Origin of the sequence: Cryobacterium sp. CG_9.6 (genome assembly GCF_029893365.1) — a bacterium.
Classification (GTDB): Bacteria; Actinomycetota; Actinomycetes; order Actinomycetales; family Microbacteriaceae; genus Cryobacterium.
Genome location: NZ_JARXUZ010000001.1, coordinates 1,344,310 through 1,362,143, shown reverse-complemented (window position 1 = coordinate 1,362,143; position 17,834 = coordinate 1,344,310). Strand labels below are relative to the sequence as shown.

Annotated in this window: 12 protein-coding genes; 4 read left to right on the top strand and 8 right to left on the bottom strand. The window is 65.5% G+C overall.

Annotated features, from left to right (window positions below; genetic code table 11):
• Positions 1-392 precede the first annotated feature (392 nt).
• Positions 393-2,054 carry a GMC family oxidoreductase N-terminal domain-containing protein gene (locus H4V99_RS06155; RefSeq protein WP_280676478.1) on the bottom strand — a complete coding sequence of 554 codons (1,662 nt, stop codon included), beginning with the start codon at positions 2,052-2,054 and terminating at the stop codon, positions 393-395.
• A gap of 29 nt (positions 2,055-2,083) precedes the next feature.
• Entirely contained in the window at positions 2,084-3,868 is a 1,785-nt protein-coding gene (locus H4V99_RS06150; protein ID WP_280676476.1) for an aldehyde dehydrogenase family protein, read from the bottom strand.
• A gap of 132 nt (positions 3,869-4,000) precedes the next feature.
• Between H4V99_RS06150 and H4V99_RS06145 the strand changes: the two genes are divergently transcribed.
• Positions 4,001-5,233 (top strand): helix-turn-helix domain-containing protein, encoded by a 1,233-nt coding sequence (locus tag H4V99_RS06145; RefSeq protein WP_280676474.1) that lies wholly within the window; start codon positions 4,001-4,003, stop codon positions 5,231-5,233.
• A 37-nt stretch (positions 5,234-5,270) separates the two neighbouring features.
• Here the strand turns inward: H4V99_RS06145 and H4V99_RS06140 are convergent, their stop codons facing one another.
• Complete coding sequence (locus tag H4V99_RS06140) at positions 5,271-5,759, bottom strand: OsmC family protein (RefSeq protein ID WP_280676472.1); 489 nt, start codon at positions 5,757-5,759, stop codon at positions 5,271-5,273.
• Positions 5,760-5,836: 77 nt separating this feature from the next.
• On the opposite strand from H4V99_RS06140, the gene gabT reads away from it, so the two are divergent.
• From gabT to ald, 3 genes are all read left to right on the top strand, one after another.
• Positions 5,837-7,219 carry a 4-aminobutyrate--2-oxoglutarate transaminase gene (gene gabT, locus H4V99_RS06135; RefSeq protein WP_280676470.1) on the top strand — a complete coding sequence of 461 codons (1,383 nt, stop codon included), beginning with the start codon at positions 5,837-5,839 and terminating at the stop codon, positions 7,217-7,219.
• A 45-nt stretch (positions 7,220-7,264) separates the two neighbouring features.
• Positions 7,265-8,257, top strand: coding sequence for an asparaginase (locus H4V99_RS06130; protein ID WP_280676468.1), 993 nt, complete (start codon positions 7,265-7,267; stop codon positions 8,255-8,257).
• A 132-nt stretch (positions 8,258-8,389) separates the two neighbouring features.
• Entirely contained in the window at positions 8,390-9,505 is a 1,116-nt protein-coding gene (gene ald / locus H4V99_RS06125; protein ID WP_280676466.1) for an alanine dehydrogenase, read from the top strand.
• On the opposite strand, the gene H4V99_RS06120 is transcribed toward ald, so the two are convergent.
• The 5 genes from H4V99_RS06120 to H4V99_RS06100 form a co-directional block, all read right to left on the bottom strand.
• Complete coding sequence (locus H4V99_RS06120) at positions 9,502-12,483, bottom strand: FtsK/SpoIIIE domain-containing protein (RefSeq protein WP_280676464.1); 2,982 nt, start codon at positions 12,481-12,483, stop codon at positions 9,502-9,504. The genes ald and H4V99_RS06120 overlap by 4 nt on opposite strands.
• Positions 12,484-12,592: 109 nt before the next feature.
• Entirely contained in the window at positions 12,593-13,147 is a 555-nt protein-coding gene (locus tag H4V99_RS06115; protein WP_280676461.1) for an FHA domain-containing protein, read from the bottom strand.
• 17 nt (positions 13,148-13,164) lie between these two features.
• The gene (locus H4V99_RS06110) at positions 13,165-15,519 is read right to left on the bottom strand and encodes a transglutaminase domain-containing protein (protein WP_280676459.1); all 2,355 of its coding nucleotides are present in this window, start codon (positions 15,517-15,519) and stop codon (positions 13,165-13,167) included.
• Entirely contained in the window at positions 15,516-16,847 is a 1,332-nt protein-coding gene (locus H4V99_RS06105; RefSeq protein WP_280676457.1) for a DUF58 domain-containing protein, read from the bottom strand. The genes H4V99_RS06110 and H4V99_RS06105 overlap by 4 nt, the downstream gene beginning before the upstream one ends.
• A complete protein-coding gene (locus tag H4V99_RS06100; RefSeq protein ID WP_280679978.1) occupies positions 16,840-17,814 on the bottom strand; it encodes a MoxR family ATPase in 975 nt (324 codons plus the stop codon). Before H4V99_RS06100 ends, H4V99_RS06105 begins: the two co-directional genes overlap by 8 nt.
• Between the last annotated feature and the right edge of the window lie 20 nt (positions 17,815-17,834).

Below are 17,834 nucleotides of genomic sequence, written 5' to 3'. Positions count from 1 at the left end.
CTTAGGTCGGCGTGCATCTTCGTGCGGCGTGCATCTTCGTGCGGCGTGGATCTTCGTGCGGCGTGCGACTTCAACGCACCCCACACTACTACGCAAACCACACTACCGCGCCATACACGCTCCACATCTCCCGCGCCGCGCCCGAAGCCTCGGACGCTTTCCGTGCGGGAAAGTCGTCAGACTCGCAGCCCGGCACTGCGCTAAGCCGCTAGGCAGTGGTGACCGGCTCGTGCTCGACGGGGAAGCTGACGGAGGCAGCGATGAAACACTGTTCGGTGTCGAGCTCGTACACCCCGGAACCAAGAAGCCCAATCCGAAGGCACTCGCGGCGCTGTCTTCGGCGTACCTCACGGACTGACCCCTCATCGGGTTGCGTCGTGGAACGCCACCTCTCAGCTCACGGTGATCCTGTCCCGTCGACCGGCCCGTGCCGCGGCGATGATGAATTCAGCAGCCTTCTCGCCGATCACAATGGCGGGTGCGTTGGTATGACCGCGAATGATCTGCGGCATAACCGACGCATCCGCTACGCGGAGCCCCTGCACCCCGCGCACACGGAGCTCACCATCGACCGGAGCCGACGCATCTGACCCCATCCGTGCCGTACTGGTCGGGTGATAGAGCGTGTGCGACAGGGAATTGAGAGCGCTGGCTGCCCGTGTTGCCGTGTCGAGTTGCTCGCCCTTCATCGGGCGCATGTACTTCCCGTTAGAGACCGCCGTCATCGACGGGGTTGACAGGATCCGCTCGGCGATGGCGAGCCCGCGCATCATCACCGCGCGGTCCTCTCCGCCGGGATCCGACAGGTAGCGCGGATCAATGATCGGTTTGTCGAACGGGTCGGCCGACGCCAGCGTGACGGTTCCAGTGCTTTTGGGCTGGATCAAGATGGGACCAAGGCTGATGCCGTGGCCGGGGATTCCCGAAAGACCCTCATCGACATACGCTGCGGGTGCGAAAATCATCTCGAGGTCGGGCAACTCCACGTGGGCGCTGGAGCGGACAAAGCCGTACGCCTCCGCCACGTTGGATGTCAGCATTCCGCGCCGCCGGAGGAGATAGTTTCCCACCTCCCCCAGTCCGGTCGCTGTGAGCAGGGTCCCTCCCGGGGTCTCCACCGTGAAGAACGACACAAGATGGTCCCTCAGATTCGCGCCGACCTCCGGGGAGTCCACGAGCACGGGGATGCCCTGCGACGTCAGGTGTGCCGCGTCGCCGATACCCGAGAGCATGAGGAGCTGCGGCGTGTTCACGGCGCCACCGCAGAGAATCACCTCACCGCGCGCTTCGACCCGATGCAGGACGCCGGCCACCGAGTACTCCACCCCCACCGCGCGGGTTCCGTCAAAGACCACCCGTGTTGCCTGCGCCCCCGTTCGAACGACCAGATTCTTCCGGTCCTTGGCCGGTCGCAGGTAGCCGTCGACCGTGCTGTGACGTGACCCCTTCTTCTGGCTGAGCATCGTTTCACTGAACCCTTCGGGCTGCCGGGAGTTCGGCGGCACGACGGCGTACCCGGCTTCGGTGACCGCCCGGAGGAAGGTCGCGGTGAGCTCTCGCGGACTCCGCTGATGCTCCACGTTCATCGCTCCCGCGGCACCGTGCTCGGGATTGCTGGCATCCTGAACCCGTTCCACCCGTTGGAAGATGGGGAGCAGGGATTCGTAGGACCAGTCGGGGCCCGCCAGATCGGCCCAGCGGTCGTAGTCCGCCGCGAACCCGCGTACCCACATCATCGCGTTCAGCGACGATGAGCCACCCAGAACCTTGCCGCGTGGCCAATAAATGGTGCGACCTCCGAGGCCCGGCTGCGGGGTGGTCTCGTAGTTCCAGTCCAGATCCGTCTTGAACAGCCCCGAGAACGCCGCGGGAATGTGAACGCTCGGGTTCGAGTCGTTCCCACCGGCCTCCAGCAACACCACCGATGTCGACGGGTGAGCACTGAGCCGGTTGGCGAGAGCAGCACCGGCCGAACCCGCCCCCACCACGACGTAATCGAACGAACCACCGTCGCGGGTGGTCAGGAGGGTGCTGCCAGGACGTGTCTGGATCATGTCGACCTTTTTCATTGGAGTCGCCGGCCCTAAGCCCGGAAGGCAGAGAGGAAGATCGCGGGCAGCTTCGCCCAGGATGGCTTGGCCGCGAAGCCCGCGAGCAGAGCGCCGGTCTTCTGCGCACTGCGTGCCGTGACGAACCACGGAGGTTTCGGGAACAGCGCAAACTCACCGTGGGCGACGGACCGCGGGAACGGACGGAACGGACCGGTGACCACCGTGCGTTCCGGGGAATCGATCAGGAGTGCGTTATGCACCACCCCGATTCCCGACTGCACGTTGTCGATGGTGTGACCCGGGAAGGCGCCCCACGATGCCGTCGCCGTCAGAAAGCCCAGGCCCGTCCACGCGTTGATGGCGATCGTCCCGTACTCCAGGTTCGCGATGGCCGTGCGGAACCCGCGACCGAGCTTCCTGATCACCGACGGGTCTGCAATCAGATTGGCGCCGAGGGTTCCGAGGAAGTCCCGATTGACGGTCGCAACAGCACCATCAAGGAACACCTGACCTGATCCCGGAAGTTCGATCACTCCCAGCACCGGCGAAAAGGTCTCCGTCGTTTGCAGATAGGTGGCGTCCTGCTCGCCCGTGATTGACACGAGGAGTCGAGTGCCCGCGGCGAAGCGCTGAGCGTTCGGGTAACACACCGCGGCGGCAGACATCCGCGAGTCACTCCCGGGATACCACGCCGGGCGAGCGGGTGTGCGCTCCAGGGCCGCCGCCAATTCGGTGAGGAACTCGGCCTTCTGCGGCCAGTCGGCACTGAGCACCACGATTTGACCGGCGATGCAGTTGTAACCGCCGTTGTGCAGCCGCATCGTGGCCACGTGTTCGGCCTGATAGCGCAGATCGTGCGCGGTCCACCGGCTCGGCAGAATGATGATCGGTGCCACACCGCCGAGCTCACTCGTGATGGGCTTGTTCAGAAGCGGTGTTCCCGCCGCTTTGCGCGCGGCACCGTCTGCTCCGGGCCCCCAGACGACCACGTCGTGAGTGGCCGCGCTGCCCGTGATGTGAACGTGGTCGACCAGAGCGTTGTGCGCGAGATAACTACCCTCGGCGGCCCCGCCCTGAACCACTCGCAGCAGTTTCGCGGTCACGAGCGGCTCCAGTGCCGCCAAATACACGCTCATCATGCCCGCCATGATCGGGTTGAGCTTCAGGATCACGGCACGGTTGTTGGCCACAATTTCGTACAGAACATCCAGTGGAGGGATCGATGTGATGTTGCCGGCACCGAGCACGAGGCCCACTCCTCCGGACACCGTGGGGTTCAGCTCGCCCAGCCCGGCCTTCTTGACCGCGTCGGTGGCGGTAACTCCGGGCCTCAGCCACACCTCCGCGTGGAAGCCGTGCAGCAGCACCGCCTCATGTGCGGTGTGCGGAAGAACCGGGATCGTCACACGGTTACCCGGAGCAGTACCCACCCTGATGCCGGCCAGCGGTGACGTGCCTGCGGCGAGCGCAGCGACACTGTGAGCCAGGGTGCCCACGCCGGCAAGCGCGGCATAGGGACCAGAAATCCATTCCTCACCAACAAGCGGAGAGGAGGCATCCAAACCTTTGATGTCACGGGCCCGGATTGCCCAGCGTTTTGCCTGCCCAGCCATGGCGGAGTGGGTGGCAGCGAGCAGCTCCGCGCGCCGCGTGAGCGGCATGGCTGCCCACCGAGCGGCGCCGTCAACGAGATCGTGAAGAGCCGCGTCCAACTCGTCCCGGACAGCCCCGGACAACTCCGTGGTGCGCGGAGACATGGTGTGCGGAGACGCAGTAGAGGCGTTCACGTCCGGCGGGGTCTGCTCTGCAATGCTCATGGATCTCCTTTGATCGTGTGTCGATCATGCACCGTTTCAGGTCAGGATCCGATAGGCAGCGGCCCTGACCTGTGCTCGATGCATTGTGCCGCTGCACAACACGTCACGGAGAAATGACGCTACTGTTCCTGCATGCGCACTCTGGACTCCGCCATTGCACTGACCCACCGTTCGAACGATCCCGCCACCGTCTCGAACGGACTGGACGCGAACGCACGGGCGCTTTTCACGGACCTTCTTGATTCCGTGCCGGCCCTCTCCGCCCGAATCGTTGATCAGATTCTCCACGGGGAGCATTCCTATGCCGAGAGCACGCTTGAACTGCACGTCCTCGAGTCGGTGGTGACCGAAAACATCGAAGCCCTCCTTCGGGGCCTGGCCGGAAGCACTCGTTCGCTCGAGGCTCCGCGGCGGGCGGGACGCGTCAAGGCGGCATCGAATATTCCGATGGCCGGACTCCTGCACGCCTACCGCCTCGCCGGTTTGCTCTTATGGGAGGAGATGATGACGCGGTCGCTCACCTCCCCGCAAAGCTCCGAAACCCTCCTCCAGGTCTCCTCCTCCGTGTGGGGGATCATCGATGAGTATTCCAATGCGGCCGCCGAGGCCTATCGCGAGGTCATGGACGACCTCGACCGCAAGGACCAGCAGGCAAAAAGCGTGAAGTTGGCCAGCCTGCTCGAGGGCGACACCGCCACACGCGACATTCCCCGCGTGCTGCGCGCACTGGGCCTCCCCGAGCAGGCCACCTATCTTGTGGTCGCAGCGGAGGGTAGTGGCACAGGCGATGACCCGATGCCGGGAGTCACACCCCGACTACGTGCGGCCGGCATCCACTCGGCGTGGGCCACAGGGAAGGGTGAATTCGTGGGCCTGCTCGCGTGCGTCCTCGACACGGATACAGCGATTGCAGTTCACATCGTTTCCGAGCGTGCGGCATCACGTATCGGTGTCAGCCGAACCTTTTCGAGCCTTACCGGTGCCCGCGACGCGGTGACCCAGGCTCGCCTGTCCCTCCGGTGCATTCCGAACGGCAGCGTGGGCGCACACCGGTACGACTCCGCACCTCTGGACCTGCTGATCGTGCGCGACCCGGCCTCAGCGGCGGAGGCCCGCGCCACCATTCTCGGCTCCCTCAACGCGATCGGTGGCCGGGAATCCGACCTGCTGCTCGATACCCTCGCCGCCTGGTTCGAGGCGAACGGCTCCACCAGCGAAGCGGCCCGCCTGATTCACTGCCATCGCAATACGGTGCTGCATCGACTGACCAGACTCGCTGCGCTCACGGGCCGCTCGGTGACCCGCCCCGTGGATGCTGCGGAATTGTTCATAGCACTGCGCGCCGCGCGGCTTGCGCGCGACTGATGCCCCGTCCCGGCTGCACTGCTGAACGGCAGCGCGGCTACAGGGCTGCGACCGTTTCTGCCTGATGCAGAACGGGAAAGTTGACGGAGGCAGCGATAAAACATTCGCGGGCTGCCTCGGCGTGCAGGGACTGGGCGAAATCAACCTGTGCCGGGCCGGCAATACTCACGCGCGGTCGGAGCGTCACGGTCGTGAAGTGTCCCCCGCCGCCAGCAACCTGCTCCATCGTGCCGAGCGGGGCATCCGTGTAAGCGGTTACCGTCACACCATTGCGCGCCGCGACGTGCAGATACGACAGCAGATGACACTGGCTGAGCGCAGCGAGCAGGAGCTCTTCGGGATTCCACCGATCGTTATCCCCGTGAAATGTGGAATCCGACGAGCCGAGGATCGGAGGCTTAGCGGCGGATGCCCGCCCCGCCGGAGTAATCAGGTGATCACGGCCATACGCCTTGTAGTGGTTCGTTCCCGTGCCGCGATTGCCGGTCCACTCCACCCGCACCGCATATTCGTGCACTCCGTTCACGTGTCTCCCTCGCTCATACAAGATTCTTGCAGGCCCTCACGGTTCCACCAGCACAGGGTCGGTAAACTGAAGTCACCATGACAGACACTCTCGCCGCCGCGCCCGCCGTATCCCCCGCTCCCTCCGCCACCTACACGGTGCCGCAGGAACGAAAGATTGTGACCGCCATCCCCGGTCCGAAGTCGGCCGAGCTTCATGCTCGCCGCCTGAGCGTCGTGTCGAGCGGTGTTAACTCGATGCTCCCCGTCTACATCAAGAAGGCAAACGGTGCGATTGTCGTCGACGTTGACGGCAACCAGTTCATCGACCTGGGTGCCGGCATCGGCGTGACCACCATTGGCCACACCGAGTCGAGCGTTGTCGCTGCCGCGGTGGGCCAGGCCGAAGAATTCATCCACACCCTTTTCACGGTGACCCCCTACGAGGAGTACGTGCGCGTTGCCGAACTCCTCGCCCAGCACACCCCCGGTGATTTCGCCAAGAAGTCGGTGCTCATTAACTCGGGAGCCGAAGCCGTAGAAAACGGTGTGAAGATCGCTCGCAAGTACACCGGCCGACGCGCGGTGGCCGTTCTCGACCACGCTTACCACGGCCGCACGGTGCTCACCATGGCCATGAACTACAAGGCCGCCCCCTACGCCACCGGCTACGGCCCGCTCGCCAGCGACGTGTATCACGCACCGAGCTCCTACCCGTATCACGACGGACTCAGCGGAGCGGATGCCGCCACGCGCACCATCGCCTACTTGGAAAAGGTCATCGGCGCGTCCGACCTGGCCTGCCTCGTGGTGGAGCCCATCCAGGGTGAGGGTGGCTTCATGGTTCCCGCCGACGGTTACCTCCCGGCCCTGCAGGTGTGGTGCACGAACAACGGCGTTGTCATGATCGCCGACGAGATTCAGAGCGGAATGGGTCGCACCGGAAAGTACTTTGCCAGCGAGCACTTCGGTTTGATTCCCGACCTCGTTCTCTCTGCCAAGGGCATTGCCGGTGGCTTCCCACTGGCCGCCGTCACGGGCCGCGCCGAAATTCTCGACGCGTCACAGCCCGGCGGCCTGGGCGGCACGTTCGGTGGAAATCCCGTCTCGTGTGCAGCCGCCGTGGCTGTCTTCGAAGCAATCGAAGCCAACAACCTTCTCGCCGAGGGTGAGCGCATCGGCGCCACACTCACCGCTGGCCTCACCGCTTTGAAGAACAAGTACGACATCATTGGGGAGATTCGCGGACGCGGGGCCATGATGGCCATTGAACTCGTCCAGGCTGGCACCGGCGACACCACCAAGCTGCCCAACGCCGCAGCGGTATCCGCCATCTCCGCGTACGCCGCGGCTCACGGCGTGCTGCTGCTCACGGCTGGAACCTACGGCAACGTTCTGCGCTTTCTGCCGAGCTTGGCCCTGACCGATGTGCTGATCGCGGACGCCCTCTCGGTGATCGACGACGCCATGGCTGCGCTCTAAACCGCACACCGTCCGTCCGACAACCAGCAGGCCAGGAGTATTACCGTGTCAGAAACCTTCACCATAACGGATGCCGTCGAGCTCGCCGTCGTTGAGCGCAGCGGCTTTGTCGAGTCCCGGCATGCCGGTTCGGCTGTGGTGCTGGGGGCGAACGGTGAGGTTCTGCGTGCTCTCGGCGACATCGAGACACCGGTCTTTCCGCGGTCAGCCATGAAGCCCTTCCAGGCGATCGCCGTGATGTCCAGCGGCGTCGCTCTGCGCGGGGAAGACGCGGCAATCGCCACCGCCAGCCACGTCGGCACGACGAAGCACACCGATCTGGTGCGCGGGCTGCTGGCTCGTGCGGGCATCACCGAATCCGCCCTGGGCTGCCCGGCCGCCTGGCCCATCGATTCCACGACCCGGGACGAACTCGTGCGCGCCGGCGCCGGTCCCGCTGCCGTGCACATGGAATGCTCGGGCAAGCACGCCGCCATGCTGGTGGCGTGCGTGCAGAACGGCTGGGCCCTCAACGGGTATCTCGACCCGGAACATCCGCTCCAAAAGCGCATTCTCGACGTGGTGGAACGCTTTACCGGCGAGCGCCCGGTGGCCTCCGGGATCGACGGGTGCGGCGCTCCCGTGCATGCCCTGTCGCTGACCGGTCTGGCGCGCGGCATCGCTCGCATTGCCACGTCGAAGTCCACCTCACCCTTTGCCATTTACCGCGAGGCTGGTTTTCTTGCCGAAGCGGTTCGCGAAAACGGCTGGGTCATTGCCGGTCCCGGACATTCCGACAGCGTGATCATCGATCGGCTGGGTCTGTTCATGAAGGGTGGTGCCGAGGGAATCATGGTGGCATCGGCTGACAACGGCATGACGGTAGCGTTGAAGATTCTGGACGGCAACCTGCGTGCGGGTGCCGTTGTGGCTCTGAGCCTGCTGGCCGACGCCGGAGCCCTTTCTCGAGCAGATGTCGACGCGACGATTTCTGAGCTCGGACTCACGGTCACCGGCGGCGGCAAGCCCGTGGGTTCGATCCGTCCCAGCTACACCTAGCTGCTCGTCCCTACCTGCTCGCGCGTACCTGCTCCTGCCAAATTCATCCGTCGCAGGGACGTGCGCGGGGATAACCTAGTTTCAGGCAGGGACAGGGTCGTCCCCGGGCGATGCCGGTGATCGAGGAGCACCATGAAGGTTGCGATCCCCACAGAGGTGAAGAACAACGAATTTCGAGTGGCTGTCACGCCCGCCGGGGTTCACGAACTCACCGAGAATGGGCACGAGGTCTTCGTTCAGGCCGGAGCCGGCCTCGGCTCCAGCATTCCCGATGAGGCATATGAAGCGGCAGGCGCCGTGATCCTGGCGGATGCTGCCCGCACCTGGGCTGCTGCGGACCTGCTGCTCAAGGTGAAGGAACCCGTCGACAGCGAATACGCCTTCTTTCGGTCCGACCTGGTGCTGTTCACCTATCTGCACCTCGCGGCGGAGCCACTGCTCACGCAGGCGCTGCTGTCGGCCGGCGTCACCTCGATTGCCTACGAAACGGTGCAGCTTCCCTCCGGAGCGCTGCCGCTCCTCGCCCCCATGAGCGAGGTGGCCGGGCGCCTCGCGCCTATTGTGGGCGCCAACGTGATGCTCAAACCCAACGGTGGCCCCGGACTCCTGGTTCCCGGGGTGCCGGGCACCCACCCGGCACGCATCGTTGTGCTCGGAGGTGGCGTTGCGGGAACCGCCGCGATGCAGGTAGCCCTGGGACTGGGCGCCGACGTCACCGTGCTCGACACCAACCTGTTCCGGCTGCGCGAACTCGACGCCCTGCACTTCGGTCGGGTCAAGACCATCGCGTCGAACAGCTTTGAAATCGACAAGGCTGTCTCGGAAGCCGACATGGTCATTGGCTCCGTCCTCATCCCCGGGGCCCGTGCACCCAAGCTCGTGAGCAATGAGCTGGTGTCACGCATGCGCCCGGGCAGCGTCCTGGTGGACATTGCCGTCGATCAGGGCGGATGCTTCGCCGACTCCCATCCGACCACGCACGCCGAGCCCACGTTCACCGTGCACCGGTCGCTCTTCTACTGCGTCGCCAACATGCCCGGCGCGGTGCCCCACACGTCGACCTACGCATTGACCAATGCCACGCTGCCCTACGTTCGTGCCATTGCCAACCGGGGCTGGAAGAGCGCCCTCAACGCGGATTCCTCCCTCGCGCGCGGGCTGACAACCTACGCCGGGAGCATCATGAGCGCTCCGGTCGCCAGTGCACACGGTCTCGAGTGTCGCTCACTCGCCGATGTTCTCGCCTAGGCTGCATCTCCGCCCGGCGTTGGTGTGGGCGCTACCGGCAGGGAGCCCCGCACCACGGAGCCGTCGGGCTGAAGCACCCACACGTGCCCGCGATCCGGCGCGAGCGCTGGAGGCAGGTCGCGCCTCCGGCCGATGACGCGATAGTCCGCGAGGCTGGCGCGATCAAAGACGATCGGCAGGTGGGAACGGAGTGTGGACAGCAGCGCCCACTGGGCCTGCCACGCCTCGGCATCGCCAATCACCACCCGAGCGCCGTGACCATCGGAGAGCTCCAACCGATCTGAGGTCGTGAGGGTGGGAATACCCGTTATCTCAACGACCTGCACGCCCGGACCGCGTGCTGCGCGCCAGAGGGCCGCCGTTGCGGCCGGGACAGACGAAACCACGATCAGTGCCTGGTCGCCGAGGTGCGTCACCTCACGGACACAGGACGGCGTCGTGCCCGCAGGAGGGGCGAGTAACTGCACCCGCAACCCGTGGAGGCGACCACCACCAGCCGGAAGGGATGGATCAAAGTGTGCGGACTGCCCACCTGCTGCGAGGTGCTCCTGCAGGCTTGACATTCGTAAGAGCAAGACAGTGCTGCAGAGAGCCGTCAGGCTATTCAGCCCACCCGTGAGGCGCTGCACAGAAATGACCACGGTCAGTCCGCGGGCCGGACCATCACGGAGAATGGTTGTGAGCATCTCCAGCGCCTTGAAGCGGTGCTCCGCTTCCCACCTGGCGCACACGGAATCAAAGTCGTCGAGCACCAGGACGCGATCTCGATCCGGAGCTGATGCCGCCAGGGCCGAGTGGGCACGACTCAACCCGTCCCAGGTGGCTTCCACGTCGGCGGACACGAGGTCGACCGGCACCCGCCGCTGCTGAGTGGCGAGGGTTCGCAGCAGGCTGCTCTTGCCTGATCCGGCACAACCCACGACCAGAAGATGCCCGTCGCTCTGGGGATTCCACCGGGCCACTCGATATCGTTGCTGTTCCGGTTCGTCCAGGAGTCCCAGCAGAAAATCATTGCCGTGCTCCGCCGTCATGTCACCGTCCGTTCCGGCGAGATGCACATCGGTCAGGGTGCTCGGGAGCGGTTCGAGCCAGGGGCGTCGCACCCCGGTCAGCTGCGTTTTCGACACTGCCCCACGCGCATCCGCTATGTCTGTCGGCTCGGTGGTGGCAACCTGACACGACGTCGGCTCCCCTGCTGATGCCGCGATGAGACACCGACCCGGAAACTGTGGCGAGATGAGTGCCGCTGCATTCGTTCCGATGACGGCCTGACTATCAGCCCCGTTGTTGACTCGCAGCGAGAGTCGCAGGCTGCAGTTAGCCAGGAGGGCATCCTTCACCACCCCGGCAGGTCGCTGAGTGCACAGGATGAGATGCACGCCCAACGAGCGTCCGCGGGCGGCAATGTCCACGAAGAGCGCATGCAGCTCGGGGAAGGCGTTGATCATTGTGGCAAATTCATCAATCACGATGACCAGCCGCGAGAGACTCTGGGGGCCGTGCGACAGACGAGCATCCGTGACGTCGCTCACCTGCGCGGCAGCGAGAACACCCTCTCGATACCGCAGTTCGGCAGCGAGGCTCGAGAGAGCACGTGACGCTGCTCCGGCGTCGAGGTCAGTGATGAGGCCCACGCAGTGCGGCAGGGTCTGCAGGGGGCGAAAAGCCGCTCCACCTTTAAAATCCACGAGGAGAAACGTGACCTGCGCCGGCGAATAGCTCCCGGCCAGCGCCGTGATCCAGGTCACCAACAGCTCGCTCTTGCCACTTCCCGTGGTGCCGCCCACGACGGCATGAGGTCCGGAGCGCACCAGATCGACAATCACGTCGCCGCCGTCACTGCGCCCGAGCAGACAGGCCAGCGAGGACGATGCTCCCGGACCGTTCTCCGGCGGGTGAAGGTGACCAATCTCGGAGAGGGTCACCACCCGGGGCATGAGGGTACTTCCACCGTCAAGCCCCGCAGCCACAGCCTGCTCCCGCGCGTGGACAGCAAAGCACAGTGCCGCCTCGGTGGTAACAAGTTCGGGGTGAAACTCCAGGTTGTCGGTGTGCCGGTCTGCCGCCAGCAGCACGGCACGTTGCGGGCCGTGAACGCGCACCACGGTGGCCGGGCCGGGCGGGAGATCTTCGATGTGCTCCGCCAGAGTGATGACCAGCGCGGTGGACGTTCCCCCGGTTGCCGGCGCCGTATCAGGCAGCACCGTATCAGGCAGCGCCGTCGTCAGAAGGGTGCGCTCGGGCGCCTCCAGAGCGGAACGAGCCTCTACCACCACGAGGCAATAGGCACTGCCGTGCGTTGCCCCCGTGCGACTGTGGGGCAGGCCCGTCAGCCACTCCCAGCCGGGCAACGTGAGCGACGAGACCGCGCATTCGGTGGGCGGCAGCGCGTGACACAGCTGCACCAGGACGCATCGCCCCATGGCACGGGTGAGGGCGGGCGGACCAATGATCCCGATACCACCGACCGCGTCCACCGTGATCGGAGCCCCCGGGAGTATCGCGGCAAACTGCCGAAGTTCGCGCTGCTCCCCGGGTGTCGTGGCAGCCGAGAGCCGCAGATCGCTGTCGATCGTGCCGAGACCGAGACTGACGGTTGTCGCTCCTGACCTCCGCCACCGCCCCACGCCCACCGGCTGCTCCAGAATGCACGCGACCGACGGTGTGCGCCGGCACAACTGCTGGCGTTGCCCGTCGAGACGTTCCGCAACGCTCGTGCGCAGCTGCTCGAGTGCATCGGCATATGTGACGGCGTCACGAAGCGCTCGTTTGCGCTGGGTGCGTCGCGCGTCGGCCATACTCGCGATGGCAATCACCGGGCTCAGCACCGCGAACACCAGTGCGAAGGCAGAACCGGTCACGAACCAGATTAGTGCGGCGGCGCCCAGTGGCGCGAGCGTCGCGAGGAGCGGAAATGGGGGCGGTGGTGGAGGCACCGGCTTCGGCGGTAGCGTGAGCGGTTCATCGGGGAGAATCATGGTGACAGCACATCACGAGCGTGCACGTTCCGCCGCGGCGAGGGCGGCCAGGGAGCATAACCGATACTGCGTCACCCTGTGGAGGAGCGGAAGGCTGAGCCTGACCGGTTTAGTTCACGGTGAAGAACTGGTCTGCAATTTCAACCCGTGACCGGCGTGACACCCGATAGCGGCGCCCGGGCTCGCATCGGACGGGAGCCTCGTTGGGCCGGCGGAGCACGGTCCCATTACCGGAAAAACGATCACTGACCCAGAATTCACCATCGTGCTGACCGAATTCCAGATGAGTCTTCGACACCGACATTCCCGCGTCCGCGATGGGCAGAAGCACATCGAAGGACTCCCCCGGCTGAGGCATGGGGCGTCGGCCAATCAAGCCGCTCCCGCGAACAGAGACCGTTTCGCCGGTGCTGAATTGCAGAACAAACCCGGCGGGTGCGTTGACGCCCGGTGCTCTAGTAGGAGCAGGCCGCGGCGCTGCCCCCATCTCGACCGGGACCGACACAACGGTAGGCCGCGCCAGCAGGGGCGGAATGATGGTTGTGTCATTTGGCCGCGGGTCCGGCCGCTTCCGGGTGAGCGGGGTAGCGGTGCTGGAGCTACCGCATTCACCACAGAACATGGCTCCCTGCGGGAGCATGGCACCACAAATCTGGCAGGTCACGAGCCCGCTCCTTCCGTCTACGCTGTCCCTCCAGCGTACCGACTGAACGAGCGAAGACTGATGAGCGCCCGCACGCGTTCCCGGCGCGTGCGGCCCACCCCGAGCTCGCGGCGCAGGTCGTCGACGCAATGCCAGAGCGCGTCGGCATCCGCCGTCGTTGGTATGACCGGAGCGAAAATGGCGTGGTCCACGGCTCGGGCCACTCGGGCGGCATCCGCGCGTGGTTCGGCCGTCGGCACAGGGTTGGTAGTGAGGTCATCAACGGCCTCGGCAACCTCCAGTCGGGTGGCATTTTTCAGCATCGGCACCTGATGATCCGTGGCCGCATCGACAAATTCATGCCACGCGCCGGCAATCCGCGCCAGTGGTGTCGCCTGACGGCGCCGCAACCGACGCCGACGCAGCTTGGCGACAATCACCAGCAGCGCTGGGGACAGCACAATCAGGAGCCCGAGCAGCGTCCACCCCGCCACGACCGCGGCGGCACGCAGAAAGGCCAGCACGGGGCTCACCGGCACGACCGGGTCGTCCACGGTGCGTTCGGCCGGAACCGGATCCCGCTGCTGGGGCGTGTCAATCTCGGGCGGTGGAAGCACGGATTGGGGACGAGAGACGACGGTTGGGTCATCCGGTTGTTCCGCGGGAATGTCCCGGATGGCGGGTGTCGGGTCGATCGTCACCCAGTTCCCTGCGTTCGATTGCACCTCGATCCAGGCTGACGCGTCGGATCCTGTGATCTGGACGGGCTCCGTGGCTTCGGGGTCGATCTGCGGGGCGAAGCCGACAACGACGCGGGCCGGAAAGCCGATCTGCCGGGCCATCAGGGCTGCGGCGACGGCATACTGCTCCTCGTCGCCGAGCATGGGGATAGCGGTGAACAGTTCGGTGATGCGATCGGCACCGTGCCCTGAACGGCTGACCGGCTCATCGTCCCCCAGCCCATGGCTCACGTAGCCCGCGTTCGCGAGCCCGGCGAGCGCCTGCTGAAGTTGCAGCCCCGGCGCGGAGTCGGCACGCACGTAACTCTCGAGCGTCTCGACGAGTCCGTCGGGAATAAGACCGATGGGCGGTTGAACCGCCGAGCCCGGGCGCAGGGTGGAGAGCCCGGACACGGGCACCGGGGTGACCGACTCGCTCCGGTAGGAATCCCCGCGGGTCAAGCCGGAGAGCACCGCGCCGGAGCCGCCATTGTCGTTGTAGAAGAACGAATCGGAGCGGGCGATCGCGGTGGCACCGGAAAATTCAATCTGCTCCAGCTGACCGATTCCCGGCACCCACCGGCCCGTGTAGCCCTCGACCGTGACCGTGAGGGTGGTCTGTTCCCCCGCCACCTGACTCTGGTCGAGTCGATAGGGCAGGCGCGTGAAAGAACCCGACGCGCTCCTCGTGGTTGCGCTGCCCGCTGAGTAGACGATTCCGTCGTAGCTGTCGAGGGTCGCGAGCCGCAGACGACCCTCGGCGGGCAGACCGGTCACCTCCAGGAGGGTGTCGTCGGCGAGCTCCGGCTGCAGGTAACTGCGAAATTCACTCAGCGGGCTGGCATAGTCCTGCGGGTTGAACGGCTGTTGCACGCGGGCCCGCAGCACGTCACGCTCGCTCGCAGCGGGCAGGGCAACCGCCGCCACCGCTCCGATGGACACCGCGACCGTCATGATGGCCCCGGCGCTCAGCACGGCGCGCCCCCGAGAACGCCGTTCTTCTGTTGCTCCTGATGCCGTCCGGGTTGCAGCGGTGCGCATGTGACGCATCCACAACACCCACCCGAGCACGATGACGAAGAAGACGACACCCGAGAGGAGCGGCGTGAATTCGCTGGTGGGTCCGAGCGCGATTCCGGCCAGGAAGAAGGCGATCGGAGCCAGGACCGCATATTCCGGTACCCGGGCCCGCAGGGCAGTCGACAGCCCAGCGACCGTCGAAACGAGCACGAGGATCAGGAGGGGAACGAGCAGGCTCTGGTAGGAACCCACGGGCAGCACAATAGTGACCAGCTGCTTCCAGCTGAGCGCGCCGGCAGCGACGAGTTCGCTGATGCCGGCGCCGGAGGGCCAGATGCCGTTGATGGCCCGATCGGGAACGGCGAGAGGAACACCGCCGAGGAGGAAGCCGGCCAGGGTTGCCAGCATGACCACCCAGCCCGGCCACCGAAACACCGTGCCGCAAAGAGCGATGAGCGTTCCGATAATGAACGCGCCGAGCACCACCACGACAAATTGCCGGCTCTGATAGACGGGCCACAGGGTGACGGATGCCGTCGCCGTGGCGAGAAAAAGCGCCATACCATGCCCCACGATGAGGCGCCCGTCGAGGCGCCCCTTCTGGCGCGTCGACCGCCGCCGTGCCGGTACTGGAGCCTCCACTGTCGCGGTCATGTCGCCCGCGTTCGGGCGAGGCTTTTCTGCAGGTCGTCGAGGAACCCGATGGTGATCACACTGAGTTCACCCATCCGACGAAAACGTGGCACCGCTTCCGGATCGCACACCACGGCCACGACCTGCACACCGGTTGAGAACCGGTTCGCAACCGCACGAAGCTCGCGGGCGGTCAGGGTGGAACCGCACACGATGAAGGCCACCGAAATTCCCTGCACGGCCTCGGAGGCGAAGCCGGCGACATCCGCTAAGGGGAGGGCCGAGCCGTCTCGTTCGACCACGCTCAGGTCGTCGAGGAGTCGCATCCGCGTCACGGTGCTGAGGCTACGCATCGCCCCAACGCGGCGGCGATCCTGCTGCGGGGTCAACGCGCTCACGGACACGGACACGGTTCGGCCGTCACGAATGGCTCGCACCCCGAGTGATCCAGCCACACTCACCGCGAGCTCGAACTCCTCGTCGGTTGCGCACTCGTCGTCTCGGATACCCAGAACAACCATCAGCTCGCTGCGCCGGGTCTCTTCGAACTGACGCACCATGAGTGTGCCGGTCTTCGCCGAACTCTTCCAGTGGATGCTGCGGCGCTCGTCCCCCGACACGTATTCACGCAACGAATTGAACGATACGTCAGTGGTGGTGAGGTCGCGGGTGGGATTCCCTTCCAAATCGCGAATGAGCCCGGTGCTCATGCTCGGAATGGAGATGGTACGCGGATGAACGCGCAGCTCAATCTGATCGGCCCATACCAATTCCTTGCGCACCAGTCCGATCGGATCGGCGCGAACCGTTCGCACCGGTCCCACCGTGACCAACCCGCGCCGACGGGTGGGCACCACAAAGTCGTGACTGAAGCTGGCCAGCCGGCGAAGGGCGGGCATCTGAATGATCGACAGCGCCGATCCCACGGGAACCTCAACGTTGACACCCGGTACGCGGCCGCGCGCCGGGTTGTGCACCCGCACGTTCCCCGCCACAACGTCACCGACGACGGCCCGATTCGTGCCGAGCGTGAGACTGACGGCGTAGGCGGTACGCCCGAGCAGGTAGGCGAGAGCAACAACAACCAGCGTCAGGCCGGTCCACGCCATGACCACCAGTTCACTCCAGCCAGCGAGGTACCCCACCAGAAACGCCACGATCACGAGGGCACCCATGGCCGCGCCAAAGGGTGTGACAACGGCCGCCACCACACGCCGGGCGGCACGGATGTGCCCACGCAGCGCCAGCGACCGGCGCATCACCAGCGCAATGAAGCGCGCCAGGCGTCCCTCGGGCGCTTCTGGCCAACCGGCGGCAAACGTTCGCGGGGTGGCGATGGTGTCAGTCACGCTGGGCTCGTTCACTCGGCGGGGGTGTCTCGACCACAATTTGGGCAATCACCTGGGAAGCCGTGACCCCATCGAATTCACTCTCGGCATCCAGAAGGAGACGGTGCGCGAGCACGGGTTCCGCAAGTACCTTCACGTCGTCGGGAATAACGTAGTGGCGGCCATTGGCTGCTGCGAGGGTTTTGACCGTTCGAATGAGCGCGAGGGCACCGCGAACGCTCACGCCCAGCCGCACCTCGGGCGCGGTACGGGTGGCGTCCACCAGCCGGGACACATAGTCGGTGATGCTCGCGTCCACAAAGACGGTGCGCGCCAGGGTCGCCAGCTCAACCACGGTCTCCGCCGACAGCACCGGCGGAACCGTCACCTCGTGGGCACGGTGGTCGGCACCATCGAGAATACGAATCATCGACGTGTGGTCGGGATAGCCGATCGACGACTTCATAATGAACCGGTCAAGCTGTGCCTCGGGGAGCCGGTAGGTACCCGCCTGTTCGATGGAGTTCTGCGTGGCGATGACCATGAAGGGTGTCCCCACCTGGTGAGTCACACCATCCGTTGTTACCTGCCCCTCCTCCATCACTTCGAGCAGCGCCGATTGCGTCTTCGGGCTCGCGCGGTTGATCTCATCAGCGAGCACAATGTTGGCAAAGATGGGCCCGCGGTGAAACTCGAATGCCCCGTGGCGTTGGTCGTAGATGCTCACTCCGGTGATGTCACCGGGCAGCAGGTCGGGGGTGAACTGCACCCGGTTGCTCGTTCCGCGAACGCTCTGCGCGATTGCCCGGGCGAGCGAGGTTTTGCCGGTGCCGGGCACGTCTTCAAGCAGCAGATGCCCCTCGCTCAGCAACGCTGTGAAGGCAAGCCGAATGACGTGGTTCTTGCCGAGCACAACCTGCTCCACACCACGCACGAGCCGGTCGAAGGCGTCGGCGAACTGGGTGGCCTGCTCGGGGGTCATCGTCATGGGAACGTCTCTCTCAGTCA